Annotated in this window: 16 protein-coding genes; 15 read left to right on the top strand and 1 reads right to left on the bottom strand. The window is 47.7% G+C overall.

Features of this window, described 5'->3' with window-relative positions; genetic code table 11:
• Position 1: 1 nt before the first annotated feature.
• The 15 genes from tssH (at position 2) to KJY73_RS09860 (ending at position 14,943) form a co-directional block, all read left to right on the top strand.
• On the top strand, positions 2-2,677 hold the full coding sequence (gene tssH, locus KJY73_RS09930) for a type VI secretion system ATPase TssH (RefSeq protein ID WP_214343485.1): 2,676 nt from the start codon (positions 2-4) through the stop codon (positions 2,675-2,677).
• A 33-nt stretch (positions 2,678-2,710) separates the two neighbouring features.
• Positions 2,711-3,160, top strand: coding sequence for a DUF4198 domain-containing protein (locus KJY73_RS09925; RefSeq protein WP_214343477.1), 450 nt, complete (start codon positions 2,711-2,713; stop codon positions 3,158-3,160).
• A 64-nt stretch (positions 3,161-3,224) separates the two neighbouring features.
• The gene (locus KJY73_RS09920; protein WP_214343475.1) at positions 3,225-3,656 is read left to right on the top strand and encodes a DUF4198 domain-containing protein; all 432 of its coding nucleotides are present in this window, start codon (positions 3,225-3,227) and stop codon (positions 3,654-3,656) included.
• Positions 3,657-3,722: 66 nt separating this feature from the next.
• Positions 3,723-4,151 (top strand): DUF4198 domain-containing protein, encoded by a 429-nt coding sequence (locus tag KJY73_RS09915; RefSeq protein WP_214343473.1) that lies wholly within the window; start codon positions 3,723-3,725, stop codon positions 4,149-4,151.
• On the top strand, positions 4,148-4,681 hold the full coding sequence (locus KJY73_RS09910; protein ID WP_214343471.1) for an alpha/beta hydrolase family protein: 534 nt from the start codon (positions 4,148-4,150) through the stop codon (positions 4,679-4,681). Before KJY73_RS09915 ends, KJY73_RS09910 begins: the two co-directional genes overlap by 4 nt.
• Before the next feature lie 62 nt (positions 4,682-4,743).
• Complete coding sequence (locus KJY73_RS09905; protein WP_214343469.1) at positions 4,744-5,172, top strand: DUF6795 domain-containing protein; 429 nt, start codon at positions 4,744-4,746, stop codon at positions 5,170-5,172.
• Between the two features lie 65 nt (positions 5,173-5,237).
• On the top strand, positions 5,238-6,536 hold the full coding sequence (locus tag KJY73_RS09900; RefSeq protein ID WP_214343466.1) for a lipase family protein: 1,299 nt from the start codon (positions 5,238-5,240) through the stop codon (positions 6,534-6,536).
• 96 nt (positions 6,537-6,632) lie between these two features.
• A complete protein-coding gene (locus KJY73_RS09895; RefSeq protein ID WP_332874184.1) occupies positions 6,633-8,777 on the top strand; it encodes a type VI secretion system Vgr family protein in 2,145 nt (714 codons plus the stop codon).
• 55 nt (positions 8,778-8,832) lie between these two features.
• Entirely contained in the window at positions 8,833-9,294 is a 462-nt protein-coding gene (locus KJY73_RS09890) for a DUF6484 domain-containing protein (RefSeq protein ID WP_214343465.1), read from the top strand.
• An 11-nt stretch (positions 9,295-9,305) separates the two neighbouring features.
• Positions 9,306-10,406: a DUF2169 family type VI secretion system accessory protein gene (locus KJY73_RS09885; RefSeq protein WP_214343463.1), complete on the top strand. Its 1,101-nt coding sequence runs from the start codon at positions 9,306-9,308 to the stop codon at positions 10,404-10,406.
• Complete coding sequence (locus KJY73_RS09880) at positions 10,399-11,436, top strand: beta-ketoacyl synthase N-terminal-like domain-containing protein (protein WP_214343461.1); 1,038 nt, start codon at positions 10,399-10,401, stop codon at positions 11,434-11,436. The genes KJY73_RS09885 and KJY73_RS09880 overlap by 8 nt, the downstream gene beginning before the upstream one ends.
• Positions 11,433-12,575: a PAAR-like domain-containing protein gene (locus tag KJY73_RS09875; protein WP_214343459.1), complete on the top strand. Its 1,143-nt coding sequence runs from the start codon at positions 11,433-11,435 to the stop codon at positions 12,573-12,575. The genes KJY73_RS09880 and KJY73_RS09875 overlap by 4 nt, the downstream gene beginning before the upstream one ends.
• Before the next feature lie 6 nt (positions 12,576-12,581).
• A complete protein-coding gene (locus tag KJY73_RS09870) occupies positions 12,582-13,478 on the top strand; it encodes a hypothetical protein (protein ID WP_214343457.1) in 897 nt (298 codons plus the stop codon).
• Between the two features lie 56 nt (positions 13,479-13,534).
• Positions 13,535-14,770: a TIGR02270 family protein gene (locus tag KJY73_RS09865; RefSeq protein WP_214343455.1), complete on the top strand. Its 1,236-nt coding sequence runs from the start codon at positions 13,535-13,537 to the stop codon at positions 14,768-14,770.
• On the top strand, positions 14,770-14,943 hold the full coding sequence (locus KJY73_RS09860; RefSeq protein ID WP_214343452.1) for a hypothetical protein: 174 nt from the start codon (positions 14,770-14,772) through the stop codon (positions 14,941-14,943). Before KJY73_RS09865 ends, KJY73_RS09860 begins: the two co-directional genes overlap by 1 nt.
• Here the strand turns inward: KJY73_RS09860 and KJY73_RS09855 are convergent.
• The gene (locus KJY73_RS09855; RefSeq protein ID WP_214343450.1) at positions 14,940-15,740 is read right to left on the bottom strand and encodes a PP2C family protein-serine/threonine phosphatase; all 801 of its coding nucleotides are present in this window, start codon (positions 15,738-15,740) and stop codon (positions 14,940-14,942) included. The two genes, KJY73_RS09860 and KJY73_RS09855, sit on opposite strands and share 4 nt — an antisense overlap.
• Positions 15,741-15,771: the final 31 nt, after the last annotated feature.

Here is a 15,771-nt window from a genome sequence, read left to right as displayed (position 1 = left end):
CATGTCCGAGATAAGCCGCGCCACCCTGTTTGGCAAACTAAACAAGCTTTCTTATAAGGCCATTGAAGGCGCAACCGTATTTTGCAAAATGCGCGGCAATCCCTATGTGGAGCTGGTGCACTGGATTCAACAAATTCTGCAACTACCAGACTCTGATCTGCATCGTATTATTAAGTACTTTGAACTCAATCCAGCCACCCTCGCCCGCGATATCACCGAGGCGCTGGATGCCTTACCCCGCGGCTCCACCTCCATAACCGATTTGTCTGCGCATCTGGAAGAAGCGGTGGAACGAGCCTGGGTTTACGGAAGCCTGATGTTTAACGAGGCCCAAATTCGCACCGGCTACCTGATGGTGGGGGCGGTAAAAACCCGTTCACTGATGAATAACCTAAAAGCCATCAGCGGCGAGTTTGCCAAGATCGATGCAGAAAATCTGACCAACCGTTTCGCCGGTATAGTGCAAGGCTCCCCCGAAACCGGCCAAACCGCTACTGATGGCTTCTCGGCTGCAGCCCCAGGTGAAGCCAGCGGCGCTATGGCACCAGCTCAAATGGGCAAGAATGAGGCCCTGCAACGTTTTACCGTTAATCTAACCGCCCAGGCGGCAAGCGGAGACATGGATCCCATTGTTGGCCGCGATGAAGAGATCCGTCAGATTGTGGATATTCTGATGCGTCGTCGGCAAAACAATCCCATCCTGACAGGCGAAGCCGGAGTAGGTAAAACCGCCGTGGTGGAGGGCTTTGCCCAGCGGATTGCGGCAGGTGATGTACCTCCGCCGCTAAAAGATGTGGAACTCAGAGTACTGGATGTGGGCCTTTTACAGGCAGGTGCCAGTATGAAAGGGGAATTTGAAGAACGCCTGAAGCAAGTTATCGAAGAAGTACAGTCATCGGAAAAGCCGATTATTTTATTTATCGACGAGGCCCACACCTTAGTGGGCGCAGGCGGTGCAGCGGGTACCGGAGATGCTGCCAACCTGCTTAAACCGGCCCTGGCACGCGGCACCTTGCGCACTATTGCAGCCACCACCTGGGCCGAATACAAAAAGCATATTGAAAAAGATCCCGCCTTAACCCGCCGTTTCCAGGTAGTTCAAGTTCCCGAGCCAGACGAAGACAAAGCTATTCTGATGATGCGCGGCGTGGCCAGCAAACTCGAACAACATCACAAAGTACAATTATTGGATGAAGCCATCGAGGCGGCGGTCAAGCTGTCACATCGCTATATTCCGGCCAGGCAACTACCCGATAAGTCAGTAAGCTTGCTGGATACCGCCTGTGCCAGGGTAGCTATCAGCCAAACTGCCGTGCCAGCCCAGGTGGAAGACACCCGCCGTCGCATTGATGCGCTACAGGTGGAACTGGCGATCCTGGAACGCGAGTCAGCCATGGGCAGCGAACATCAGCTTCGCTGCGACAAGCTCAACGACGCGCTACAGAGTGAACAAGGCTTATTAAGTGAACTGGAGCAAAAATGGCAGGACGAAAAGCAACTTGTGGATCAAATCCTGTCGCTCAGAGCCAGGATCCGTGCAGCCCGAGGCGAAGTAGATAGTGAAATTAATGCGCCAGAACAGCCGGAAGACGTAGCTACTCTACTGAATGAGCTTAAAGCCTTACAGCAGGAACTCTCCCAGATGCAGGGCGAATCGCCCTTAATTCTCCCCACCGTCGACGAACAAGCTGTAGCGGCAGTGGTACAGGACTGGACCGGCATTCCGGTCGGTCGGATGGTCAAAGATGAAATCACCACGATTCTGAAGCTCGCCGATACTTTGGAGCAACGCATTATTGGTCAGCGTCATGCACTGGAGATGATCGCCAAACGTATCCAAACCTCTAGAGCCAGACTGGATAACCCGAACAAGCCTATCGGCGTATTTATGCTGGCGGGTACCTCGGGCGTAGGTAAAACCGAAACCGCTTTAGCACTGGCGGAGGCGCTATACGGCGGCGAGCATAATGTTATCACCATCAATATGAGCGAGTACCAGGAAGCCCATACGGTATCCAGCCTCAAAGGCGCCCCTCCGGGTTATGTGGGCTATGGTGAGGGTGGTGTGCTAACCGAAGCTGTCAGACGTAAACCCTACAGCGTGGTATTGCTCGACGAAGTCGAAAAAGCCCATCCCGATGTACATGAGATCTTCTTTCAGGTATTTGATAAAGGCTGGATGGAAGATGGTGAGGGCAGAGTTATCGATTTTAAGAACACCCTGATATTACTTACCACCAATGCCGGTACTGAGCTAATCAGCAGCCTGTGTGCTGACCCGGAACTGATGCCTGAGCCAGATGGCATAGCCAGTGCGCTGCGGGAGCCATTACTTAAAGTGTTTCCCCCGGCCTTACTCGGCAGGCTGGTGGTGATTCCCTATTACCCACTGAACGATGACATGATCGCCGCCATTATCCGTCTACAGCTGGGCCGAATAGAGAAACGTATCCGGCAAAATTACGACATTCCCTTTACCTACGACGATGAGGTCATTGCCTTGATTGGCAAGCGTTGTACCGAGCTCGAAAGCGGCGGCCGTATGGTAGACGCCATACTGACCAACAGTATTTTACCCACCATCTCAGAGGTCTTTCTAAATAATATGCTGGCAGGTAAGGCGGCACAGAAAGTCCATTTGAAAGTGGAAGATGGAGATTTTAAATATGAGATATAGGCTGTCCTTAAGTTAGTAGGATGATGGCTAGTCATGGGTAGATGCTTTCTGATCTTATTATTTGCAATGGATGGTATTGATATGGGGTTATTTTCAAAATCAATGTTTACTCAAGTGGAAGGAGTAGTACTGCTTAACGGACAGCCAGTGCAAGGAGCAGAGGTAATAAGTAGTTATGATTGGTCGGCTAAAAATGAAAAGAAGAGCAAGACAGTAAAAACCGATGAAAATGGAAAATTTCATTTCCCTGAATGGAAAAGTCAATGCCTACTTTCTTTGTTTTTCCCCATGCAACCGGTAATCTCACAGAAAATAATAATCATACATAATGGAAATGAATATACAGCTTGGAGGAACATTAAAAACTCTTATGGTAATGGTGATGAAGTGGGAGTGTCTCCTATCAAAATAACATGTAATCTTGAATCGAGATTTAGTGAAAAACATAAAAATGGGCATTATGGAATATGCCACTTGGACTAATGAATAAAACAGGTAATATATTTTTTCTATAGCGACATTTTTACTTTACCAGGGAGCACTAGATATGGGTCTATTTTCAAAATGTATGTTCTCCGAGGTTGAGGGAGTTGTATTATTTAATGGGACACCGATGGAAGGGGTCAAGGTGGTAAAAAGCTATAGATGGGGAAACACAAAAGAGACAAAAGAGTATCAATCTGTTACAGATTCAGATGGAAGATTCAGATTTGATGCATCTTTCAGCAATTCATTCACCTTCTCTATTTTCCCTCACGAACCTGTTTTAATTCAATACTTAGTATTTAATTACAAGGACAAAGAGTATTTAGGATGGAGACACTACAAAGGAGATTACATTGAATCTGGAGAAACCGGTTTTTCACCAATAAAGCTAGAATGCGATTTATCTTGGGAAGAAGAGGAGCATGAAATACAAGAAAATCATAAGGACTATATAGGAATATGCAAAATCCAAGAGGATGAGAGATATTGTTAAATGAACAGAAAATCGCTCATTTCGCTCGTTATCTTATTGTCAGCTTTCTCTATAGGAGTTTGTGCCATGGGTTTATTTTCAAAATGTATGTTTACTGAAGTTGAAGGTGTTGTATTACTAAATGGCGAACCCGTAGAAGGGGCGGAGGTAATAAGTAGTTATGATTGGTCAAATAAAGATGAAAGAAAAAGCAAAAAGCTATTAACAGATTCATATGGGAAATTTTCATTCCCCGAATGGTCTAGCAAACAATTTTTATCTTCTATTCTTCCAATGGAACCAGTGATTAGACAAGAAATAATCATTGAATATAAAGGTGAGCGCTATACTGCATGGGCATTTAATAAGCATAGCTATGGTAGAGGTGATGAAACGGGAAAATCTCCTATAAAACTAGTATGCGACCTAGCAATGGAATTTAAACGCCATCCTCTAGAAGGGGTATCTGATAAGTACTATGGTATATGCAAGCTTCAAGAGGAGCAGGTTAAATGAAAGCACTAAACCCTAGCAGCTCAAGCGAATTGGCAAGAGATGTATACGATTTTTCAAAATTCATAGGCATAGCTAAAGGAAATATAAATTTGTCCTTTAAAAGTGCAATGAACAGAATTGAAAAAGACAAAAGGGTTGAATTGTTAGATAGTTTTCTTATCCATTCTTTTATCCCTGTAGACTCATTCCATGCATCATCTGGTTTTGCCGCTCTTCAAACATCTACATTTGGATTCATCGCAAATGGAACTAATGTAACAGGACAGGAAAATAGAAGCGGAGAATCATTAATTGCAATAAAAGGAACCAGCTCACGAGCAGATATTGCAACTGACCTAAAAACCCTACCAACAAACTTTAACGGTCATATGACCCATCGCGGCTTTGTGCAGACCTTTCGCTCCTTTGAACATCATATTGACCGCTATCTGGATTGGCATTCACCCAGTAAGATTCATCTGGTCTACTATAGTCTGGACGGTTTCACCACGCGAAACCAGGAAAGCATAAATGGAAACATTGCCGGATGAACGGAAAATCACTTATTTCTCTCGTTATCTTATTGTCAGTTTTATCTACAGGAGCCAACTCCATGGGTTTATTTTCAAAGTGCATTTTCTCGGCTGTAAAGGGAAAAATAACATTAGATGGAAACCCCGTATCAGGCGCAAAAGTAAAACGTTATTACGACTGGGGAAATATAGAAAAAGAAAACACCATAGTTACGGAGTCAAATGATGAAGGAAATTTTTCATTTAGCGAGGTGAATATATCCTCTTTGTCTGCATCTATAAATATCATAAGTCAACCAACCATAGTACAGAACATAACTATAGAGCACGAAGGAAGAGAATATACAGCATGGAGTTTTTTCAAAGGAAATTATGAGTCTGGCGGAGAAACTGGAGCTTCGCCAATAGAGATGCATTGTGATTTATCCTCTGAATTTACTAAACACATGCTGAAGTCTAAAAGAGGGGAATATCATGGAATTTGCATATTAAAAAATGGTAAAAAATAATGAATACACTCACCCCTTTTAATTCCGCAGAATTATCGGAACATGCATACTTTTCTAGCAGAGCTATGAAGAGTAAAAAAAGCATTACACTTCACTCCGCATTAAAGGAACTACCTCAAGGTATTAAAGCGGGGGTTATTAGTAAGTACGAGTCCAATGGTTTTTCATTGGTAGACTTTTTTCGCGCAAGTACAGGCTATTTTTCCAGCACCGACTCTACTTTTGGTTTCATTGCAGAAGGAATAAACAACGGTCAAGGTGAAAATAGAAAAGGAGAGTCATTGATAACAATAAAAGGGACTAACTCATGGGCTGACACTAAAACTGACCTAAAAACCCTACCAACAAACTTTAACGGTCATATGACCCATCGCGGCTTTGTGCAAACGTTCCGCTCCTTTGAACATCATATTGACCGCTATCTGGATTGGCATTCACCCAGTAAGATTCATCTGGTTGGCCATAGCCTGGGCGGCGCCCTGGCCACCCTTACCGCTTATCATATCGCCAAGCGGGACAGCACCAAAACATGCCAGATTAAGCTTTATACCTTTGGTGCCCCCAGAGTGGGCTTCACTTCTTTTAACCAGGAAGTGGATAAGCTGATTGGCAAGCAAAATATTTACCGGGTTTACCACGATGCCGATCTGGTCAGTATGGTACCTATGCTTCCCTTTTTACATGTGTACTCATCAGACTTTTCCGATGGTTATCATCTGAATTGGATTACCGGGCGCATATCGGTAATGGCTCATTTTATGAATAACTACATATCCACTGTTAGGGGTATGGAGTGGGGAAATTTAAAGGGCAGTATTTCCGATTTAGATACTGTGAAATTTCTAGAGGGAGGAATAAGCTCAGGCGTACTGGCAGGTGCATTAGGAGTAGCTATGTACTCGGCCCCGGTACTCACCATGATCGCCTTTGCCCTGCAGTATATTTTAAAGCGCACGCACAAACTGGGGATAGGCCGGCAACTGCCTTCCTATGCCACCACACTGGATGCCGTTGCCTGGCTGTTATATCAGGGCGCCATGGCCTTAAAAGAGATCTCTGTTTGGGTACAACGCTTGCTGAATAAAATCCTCTCCGTAGTGGGATGGCAGCCATTCCCAGAACAAAGCCTTACAGTGGCATTTATCCGCTGGGTGCTGGGTTTGCTCTCTTCTTTTGTATCCAGAATGGCCAGGCAAGCACTGGAAGCCAGTCAGCAACAAATGCAGATAGCCTTGCCCAGAACTCTATGGCAGGCACCGGATGGTCACCCAACGCCAAATGGGCTAAGGCCAAGGCAAAACGCCTACCGTATTCCAGGCCCCAATACGCGCCTGGGCGGCACAAGAGGGCCGCTGGCATTGTAAACAAGACAAACAGGAAAGTTGTTCAGGCCCTAACTACACTTAATGAATTTGAGCGGGTTTGACAGGTTCTAGCGAGCCGCGAACAGGAGAAACCTTGTGGCAGGGAAAAGACAGGTATCCATAACCACCCCCTTGGGTGATGAACTGTTGCTGGTATCTATGAGTGGCCATGAAGCCTTAGGTCAACTCTTCAGGTATGAGGTTACCCTCTATGCAAAAAAAGAGGACATTAAAGCCACCGATCTGGTTGGCCAGAAGGCCACCATTCAGTTGGAGTTGGAGAACCAGCAGTACCGCTATTTCAATGGTTTTATTACCCGCTTTTCCCAACAAGGCAGAGCCACCGAAGGCTATGCCCAATACAGTGCCGAAATACACCCTTGGCTATGGTTTTTAAACCGCACTGCCGATTGCCGTATTTTTCAGGAGATGACAGTACCGGATATTCTCAAGCAGGTATTCGCCGACAACGGCTTTACCGACTATGAGTTGAAGCTTTCACGTAGCTACCGTACCTGGGAATACTGCGTACAGTATCGCGAATCGGATATGTTGTTTGTGATGCGCCTGATGGAAAACGAAGGTATCTACTTCTACTTCAGCCATGAAAAAGACAAGCACAAGCTGATACTGGCCGATGCTGCCAACGCCCATAAGCCTCTCCCTGGTCAGTCGGCTATTGCTTATCATTTAGTTGGACTGTTTCAGCGCAAAGAAGACAGCAGCATTGCCAATTGGAGCAGCAGTTGTGAAGTGCAAACCGGTCGCTATGCCAGCACCGATTACGATTTCAAAAAGCCCAAAAGTGACCTGTCCACCAGCCGCGCCATACCCCGCTCACATGCCCTGGCTGATGCTGAGTATTTTGATTACCCCGGCGAATATACCGAGTCGGCCGATGGTGATAACTACACCCTCACCCGCATTGAGGAGCAACAGGTCAAATTTGAACAACATAGTGGCGAGACCGACGCCCGGAATATGACCTGCGGTGGATTATTTACCCTAAGCGAGCACCCAAGGGCCGATCGCAACCAGGAGTACCTGGTGCTTAGTTGTGACTATGAACTTAATGCCAATCACTACGGTTCAGGTGGTGGTGGCGAGCAGCCTTTTCAGTGCAACTTTGTGGTAGTTGACAGCAAGACCCCGTTCCGACCAGCCCGCAACGCACCAAAACCCTTAGTGCAAGGACCGCAAACCGCGGTAGTAGTAGGCCCCCCCGGCGAAGAGATCTACCCAGATAAATATGGGCGTATCAAAGTGCAGTTTTTCTGGGACAGATACGGTACCTCAAACGAGAACAGCTCCTGTTGGATTCGGGTGGCGCAGACTTGGTCCGGTAAAGCCTGGGGAGCACAAATTATTCCCCGCATCGGCCACGAAGTGATAGTCGATTTTCTTGAAGGTGACCCAGACCGACCTCTGGTGGTGGGTAGCGTATACAACGCCGATAACATGCCGCCTTACAGCCTGCCAGCGAACAAAACTCAATCGGGCATTAAAACCCGCAGTTCCCCCGGTGGCAGTGCCAGCAACTTCAACGAAATCCGCATGGAAGACAAAAAGGGCAGCGAAGAGCTGTATATCCAGGCGGAAAAAGACGAAAACATCTTGGTCAAAAACAATAAGACCGAGACGGTGGGCGTAGATGAAACCATTGATATAGGTAACGACCGCAAAGACACCATTGGCAATGATGAGACTATCTCGGTAGGAAATAACCGCACCGAGAGTGTCGGCAACGATGAAACCATCAGTATTGGCAACAACCGTACCGAAACCGTCGCCAGCAATGAAACCATCAGCATTGGCGCCAACCGCAACCGGGATGTGGCAGCCAACGAATCCGTCAGCATTGGCCAGTCCAGAACCCATACCGTGGCCATTAACGAGGCCATTGCCATAGGTGCTGCGCAGGAAATTGTCATCGGTGGCGCGCAGGCGGTGGAAATTGGCGCGGCGCAAAACCTTGATATAGGACTGAACCAACTGGTGAGTGTCGGCAACAACCGCTCTGTCGATGTGGGTGACAATGACAGCCTCAACGTAGGCAAGAACCTGGTTATCGATGTAGGTGATGCCATCACCATCAAATGCGGTAAGGCCAGTATCTCCATGAAAAAAGACGGCACCATCAGCATTTCCGGTAAAGACATCAGCATAAAAGGCAGCGGTGCCATCGATGTTAAAGCCAGCAAAGACATGGTGCTGAAGGGTAAGAAAATTCTGCAAAACTAAGCGGCCGCAAGCAGTCTCAGGGCCAGGATGAAACAATGAGATGTAGGAGTCGACGATGTTGGAACAGACAAGCAAGGTAAAAAACAAACGGGCCACGGATGTTACCGTGGGCGCACTCGTAGGCTTCAGTGCACAAGGCCATCCGCTGGTAGTATTTGCCGGTAATCCAAGTCAACAAGGCTTGGAGGCCAAAAGTACAGTGCAACTGGAAACGAACGATATCGGCTGCCATCTGGCCCTCTTATTTGAAAACGGTGATGCGAATAAACCGCTGATCATTGGCCGAATCGTCTCCCCACTGCCCACTCGCAAGGAAAAAACAGCCAGTCAGACCCTGAATGTAAAAATGGACGGCGATACCCTCTGTCTGCGCGCGGAGCAGCAGATTGAACTGAAATGTGGCAAGGCCAGCATTACCCTGACCAAGGCTGGCAAGGTATTGATCCGAGGGGCTTACATTCTCAGTCGCTCAAGCGGCGCCAACCGGATTAAAGGTGGCGCAATTCAGCTTAACTAAGCAGGGAAATCATGGAACTGATTAACGCAACAGCCATGCAGGCAGCGTACACCCAGGGAATGGATAAATCCGGGCGGGAAAGCTTGGTGGTGGTGGTTAAAGGCACCTTTGGCCTGCCGCTAGATGGTAGCCCCCCCGTGCTACAAGAACAGCAGATACCGCTGGTTGAAGCTGATGTTTATTATGACGAACCAGGCTTTTCGTCCTGCCTGTATGAATCGGACTTCGCTCCTTACAAACCGCGTTGCGATGTGCTGTTAAATGGCTCAGCCTATGCTCCGCACGGACAACCGGTTAAAGAGCTAGATACTCGCATAAAGGTGGCAGGTATAGATAAAACCGTACGCGCAGTAGGCAATCGTCTCTGGTATGCAGATGCCGGGAGTATTGGCAAAACCTTTGCCGAGCCCTTTACCGTTATGCCTATTCACTACGGCCGCGCCTTCGGTGGGTTGGATAACTTTACTCAGGATGAAACTAAGCGTGACGCTTATATGGAAAACCCGGTTGGCCGGGGCTTTCATCGATTTATTCAAGACAAACTGATACATCACACGCCACTACCCAATACCGAAGAACCTGGTAACCCAATTAAAAAACCCGATGGGCAATATCGCCCCATGGCCTATGGTGTGGTAGGAAGAGGCTGGCCCCAAAGAGCCAGATTCGCCGGCACCTACGACCAGCAATGGATAGATAAAGTTTTTCCTTTCCTGCCTGACGATTTTGATGAGCAATACTTTCAGGCCGCACCAATAGATCAACAATGCAGTTATCTGCAAGGAGGAGAGTGGGTAGAGCTGCACAATCTCACGCCCACCGGCCTGACACGTTTTCAGCTACCCACTATTGACCTTCCCGTGGTGTTTTTCAAAAAACGGGAGGAGACTCATCACACTCATGCCGTCATAGATACCCTGCTGATTGAACCAGATATGGGTCGTTTTAGCCTGGTATGGCGAGTCAGTGAACCCCTTAAGCGCAATATGTTCGAAATTCCCCAAGTGCTGGTTGGAAAGATGTCTAAGGCATGGTGGCGAGCCAAAACTTTGGGTAAAACTTATTACCCCGGCCTAAATAAAATCCATGGACTGGAGGCTGAATATGAGTGATAGACCTCTGGCAATAACCGCCACCGGCATGGTAACAGGGGTTGGCCTGGATACCTACAGCAGTTGTGCTGCCATTAGAGCCGCCATTGATAACTTCCAGGAAACCCGATTTATGGATGAGCAGGGAGAATGGATACAAGGTTGTGCAGTACCTTTGGAAGAACAGCTTCAGGGCGCGAGAAAGTTGGCGATGATGCTATGCAAAGCCCTCGAAGAATGCGCAGCTCAAGCACAAGTGCACTTAGAGGAGATTCCCGTCATTATCTGCCTGTCTGAACCAGAGCGCCCAGGCATTCCGGAAAATCTCGGCAATAAAGTGTTTTTTCTCGTCCAAGAGTTTTTAGGCATGCCGCTGCATAGGGATTCCGCAGTCATTAAACAGGGGAGAGCCGGAGGCATCTATGCGCTGAAACTTGCCAGAGACATTCTCTATCAGAATAAGTTAAACCATGTCTTGGTCTGCGGCGTTGATAGTCTGCTGAACGCCCATAGCATCCGGTATTTTGAAACCCAGGACAGGCTCTTGACCAGCCACCACTCTGACGGCTTTATTCCTGGCGAGGCTGCAGCTGCCATTTTACTGAGCCCACCTCAATGTTCACAACAAAACCAACTGCTATGCATGGGATTAGGCTTTGCTGTTGAACAAGCAACCATTAGTGCCGGATTGCCCGTTAGGGCTGATGGCCTCACTCAGGCATTGAACATGGCTTTTGAAGAAGCGGGTAGCTCTATGAACGACATGGATTTTCGTATCGTAGATGTCGCTGGTGAACAATATTGGTTCAAAGAAGCAGCCCTTGCACTTAGCCGTTTGTTACGAGTGCATAAACAAGGTTTCCCCATCTGGCATCCGGCTGACTGTATCGGTGAAGTCGGCGCGGCCATCGTGCCCGTATGCCTTGCGTACCTGAAAGTAGCCTTTGAAAAAGGGTTTGCCGCTGGAAGTAATATTGTTCATCACGCTTCAAACGATGATGGACAACGTTCCGTTGCTATTTTGCGCTTTGGCGCCTGGAGTGAACAATGAGCAACAACGTATTTGCCAATGGCCGTGAAATTGCCTGTAAATCAGGTTCGGGCAAGGTCATTGCAGCGTTCCCAGATGTTTGCTTTACGCCACCGGACAAAGTGCCACCGACACCTCCAGGCGTCCCTATTCCTTACCCCCTATTTAGTAAGGCTGCAGATACAGAAAAAGGCAGCAAGAAGGTCACGATTAGTGGCAAAGAAGTCATGAAGCGCGATTCATCAGATTTCAAAAAATGCATGGGTGACGAAGCTGCCAAAACTGCCAAAAAGGGCATTATAAACAGCAAATTAACTGGAAAAGTATACTTCACAAGTTGGTCAATGGATGTAAAGGTCGAAGGTAAGAATGTGGTCCGGCACTTGGATACCACCACCAGCAATCATTCTTCTCCCAATGCAAATGCGGCAGTGCCTTGCCCTTATTTGGATACAGGGGCGTTTGATAGCGCTAAAGAGTGCAAAGAGGACAAGAAAAAGGAAGAGCAAGCCTGCGAAAAGTACAAGCCCAAAGGGAAAAAGGATGCCTGCAAAGACGCTGGCCTCAATGAACAAATTCCCAATTCTGATGCCGCCGCTATAGGGATGGGGTATCAGTCAAAAACAGATTTTGGTAATCAAAAAGCCAAGAAAGCGAATGCGAAAAATAAAGCGGCCAAGTGCATTCAGGCCAGGCGCTGCAGGCTTGTTCCTTATTCTCCTCGGGCCAATGAATCCAAATGCTGCCCTAGCCAAACCGGTGACCACATTATTCCCAAGTCATCGTTTTTCTCCGACAAATATGGTGGCTCTCCCATGCCTGGATGGCAAGACTATAACCAAGGTAGAGCACCGGTGATGTGCCTGGAGGGCGGCGGTACAAGTGGTAGTCACGGAATCCGCCACACTTTCCATAAGTCCATGTCCAGTGTTGAAACAAACGAGTTGGTAGGCTTTAACAAAGAACTTAAGTTTTGTGCCGAGAGTGCACGTTACGCAGCGCCACACTGTTCTTCAGAGTGTTTGGAAAAACAACTCTCAAATGGACATTCAGGCATGGGCGATAAACGTAAGAAGATTCGCCACAGCCCAACAGGAAGCGAAGCAACTGACTCTCAACTGGACTCAATGGATGTGTTTACTGAATCAACCAGGGATTAATAAATAATGAGTAACAATAACCAAGCAATTAAAACCCGAGTGCTATTGGCCGGTTCAGCAAGATATAGTGACCTGATCGATATACTCAGCAAAGATCGTAATTTGCTGGAACAAGACGTTGCTCACACCGGCATATTAGCGCTTGACCAAGGACGATGGGCCAGCTCAGCTAACCTTCCTTGGGACGCAACAGCCATTACAGTTGCAGACCGCCCTGACGAGAAAAGAAGGTTAGTGGTGGTTGGCGAAGACGGTCAAACATTTACCTATATGAAGCCAACGCCCCACAACGGCACTATCGCCAAAGAAAAAGTCATGATTCGACGGGCAAATAACATCGACGGCTACGCGTACGCATGCGGTATGCACAGAAAGGTATTCAAACGGATTGACCTTGATAATTGGCTTGCATTGCATGCACCAACACCGCAAAAGGGTGAAGTGACCGGATTTGAGTGCATTGATGGCTTTGATGAAAACGAAGTGTACTGTGCCGGTTGGAATGGTGAAATTTGGTATTTCAACGGCGTCGATTGGTTAGACAATTCTGGTTTAACCAGCCTGATTCTTACCTCTTGTTGCTGTGCCGAAGACCAAAATGTTTATATTGTCGGTCAACACGGCACCTTAATTTGCGGCAGAAAAGATCAATGGCAATTGATAGAGCTTGAGGATGACTTTACTGACGATCTGTGGGACGTACATTGGTTTGCTGGGAAACTTTACCTGACGACCATGACAGGCTTGTACACCTTGGATGGCGCTAAACTGGAGGAAGTGATATTTGATGATGTACAAAACGGCACATTCTATCGATTGAGTTCAAAAGAGGGGGTGCTGTGGTCTATCGGCAGTGAGAATCTTTTGTCATTTGACGGTAAGACTTGGACCCGGCACTTATAAGCCAATCAGTTAAGGTTTGAATTCGCATCTCGTCAAACAAGCGTAAGAGTCTCGTTATGTCCAAAGCTACCACTTCCGTTATACCTCAGATAATTGACAGGCACGCCGAAGATGCCGCATTTCTATGGCTGCAGCGAGACACAGCGGTAAAGGAGCCGCATTACACACTCACCGATCTGGTGGAGCTGGATGACAGACTGAATAGTCACCTTGATGGATTGTCAGTGGCAGCAGAGTTAGCGCGCGCCCCCATTTTAAAAAACCTCGAGTTTGCAGAGCCCGGGGAAGTATTTGTTTCAGCCTGGTACATGATGGAGCAAGCCGACGGTGAATTGCTTGACACCTTGCTGTCCTATTGCACTGAAGCCAATGAAAACTACCGAGCACTGCTATCAGGTATAGCCTGGCATCCCGCTAGCATAGATTTCGCTAAGATTTTGCTCAAAGCCAATGCGGAAGCGTACCAGCAGCTTGGCTATCGGCTTCACGCCTTGTTTCGGATTCGACCTGCTCTTAATGTGCTGGAACCAGCCTGCATAAGCGTCAACAAACTACGTATGGTCGGTGAGCTCGGTCTACAGGAATTATTAGCGGATTTAGACACTTATATCGACCACACTGATGCTGACCTGGGCTTTTGGGCAAACTGGTCAGCAGCACTGTTAGGCAATTGGCAATCGGTGGCCAGATTAGTAAGTTATGTACTCCAACAACATTCCCTTTCGCTTAACGCACTTACCATTTCGGTACGAAAGCTGAGTGTACCCGAACAACGAAATCTACTTGGAACTTTGTCTGAAAATCCCGAGACAATGCGGCTGGCCCTGCAGGGAATGGGTTACAGCGGCGATCCGTTTTGGCTGCCCATGCTCCTCACCTATATGGACGAACTTGAGTTGGCCCGTGTTGCCGGGGAAGCCTTTGCGCTGATTACCGGCCTGGATTTGGCTTATCTGGATATGGACAAAGACTGGCCGGATGGGTTTGAAAGCGGCCCAAACGAAGATCCCACAGACGACAATGTGGAACTGGATGCCGATCTCTATTTACCCTGGCCTGATGCAGCAAAGATAAATGGTTGGTGGCAAACCAATGCCGATAAATTTACACCTGGGCAGCGATACCTGTGCGGCAAACCTATCAGCAAAGCACAATGCTATGAGGTACTGAAAAATGGCTACCAAAAACAGCGCCACGCTGCGGCCATAGAGTTAGCCCTGATGGGAGAACCGTACTTTAATGTTTGCGCCCCCGGTGCCCAGCAACTCACCAAATTAAAGGCGATAGCCTAATGCTTGCAAGCTATCTACCCTGGTTTTTCATCCTGCTGGCGGTGTTATTACTGTCACTTTCCGCATTGGGGTATCGCACCGCACAACACCGCATTAAAGCCAAAAACCGCTTTAAGCTGGCCGTCGCATTTCTGCTCGCCGCCGCAATGCTATGGCTGATAAAACTGCCCTAACGATGCAAGGGTAAGGTATCATCCAAAGGCAGCGTGTCTTTCAAGCGGCCAGTTTGCTCCAGCTCTGGCATGCCCTCAGTAACGTCCACCATCACCAAAGTAATATTATCCCTGGCATGTCGTTGCAACGCGGTTTGCATCATCTGATCTGCCAGGCTAGCCAGTTCCCCTTGTCGCATTTGCTCGGCTATTTCAGGGTCTGTCATCACCTTATTTAGTCCATCGGTACAGAGCAAATAGCGATCACCGGGAAAACGTTCAAAGCTCTGCAAATCCAATTCGAGTTCCGGGCTGGCACCTATGGCACGGGTAATAATGTTCGCCGCAGGATGCACAGCGGCTTCTTCGCTGGTCAGCAGCCCTGCCTGCACCATTTCTTCCACCTGACTGTGATCCCGGGTTAATTGGCTGAGCTGCCCCTTGCGTAATCGATAAATTCTACTGTCTCCTGCCCACAAACAATGTACCAAATTATCAGCAAACAACATCACAGCCACTGTGCTGCCAATGACATTGGATTGAGGCAGGCTTTGCGCCAGGTTTATCAGATTGTGATTAACCAATGTCAGTCTCTCTTCAACTTGCCCTGTGCTGATTGGATATCCCTGCACAGACAAGAGAGATTGCAGGTAATCAATAATCATAGTGCTGGCCGTATCGCCTTTCTGATGACCTCCCATGCCATCAGCCACACACCAGAGGCCAACCTCAGGGGCATTCAGATAGCTGTCTTCGTTGATTTTTCTTACATTACCAACATGGGTTTTCGCAACAGAAGTCCAGGCATTTCTATTCATTAGATCCAACTTGTCGAAAATCCGCGAAGCC

The sequence above is a fragment of the Bowmanella yangjiangensis genome (assembly GCF_018531185.1).
GTDB lineage: Bacteria > Pseudomonadota > Gammaproteobacteria > Enterobacterales > Alteromonadaceae > Bowmanella > Bowmanella yangjiangensis.
This window is presented reverse-complemented; position numbering and strand designations above follow the sequence as displayed.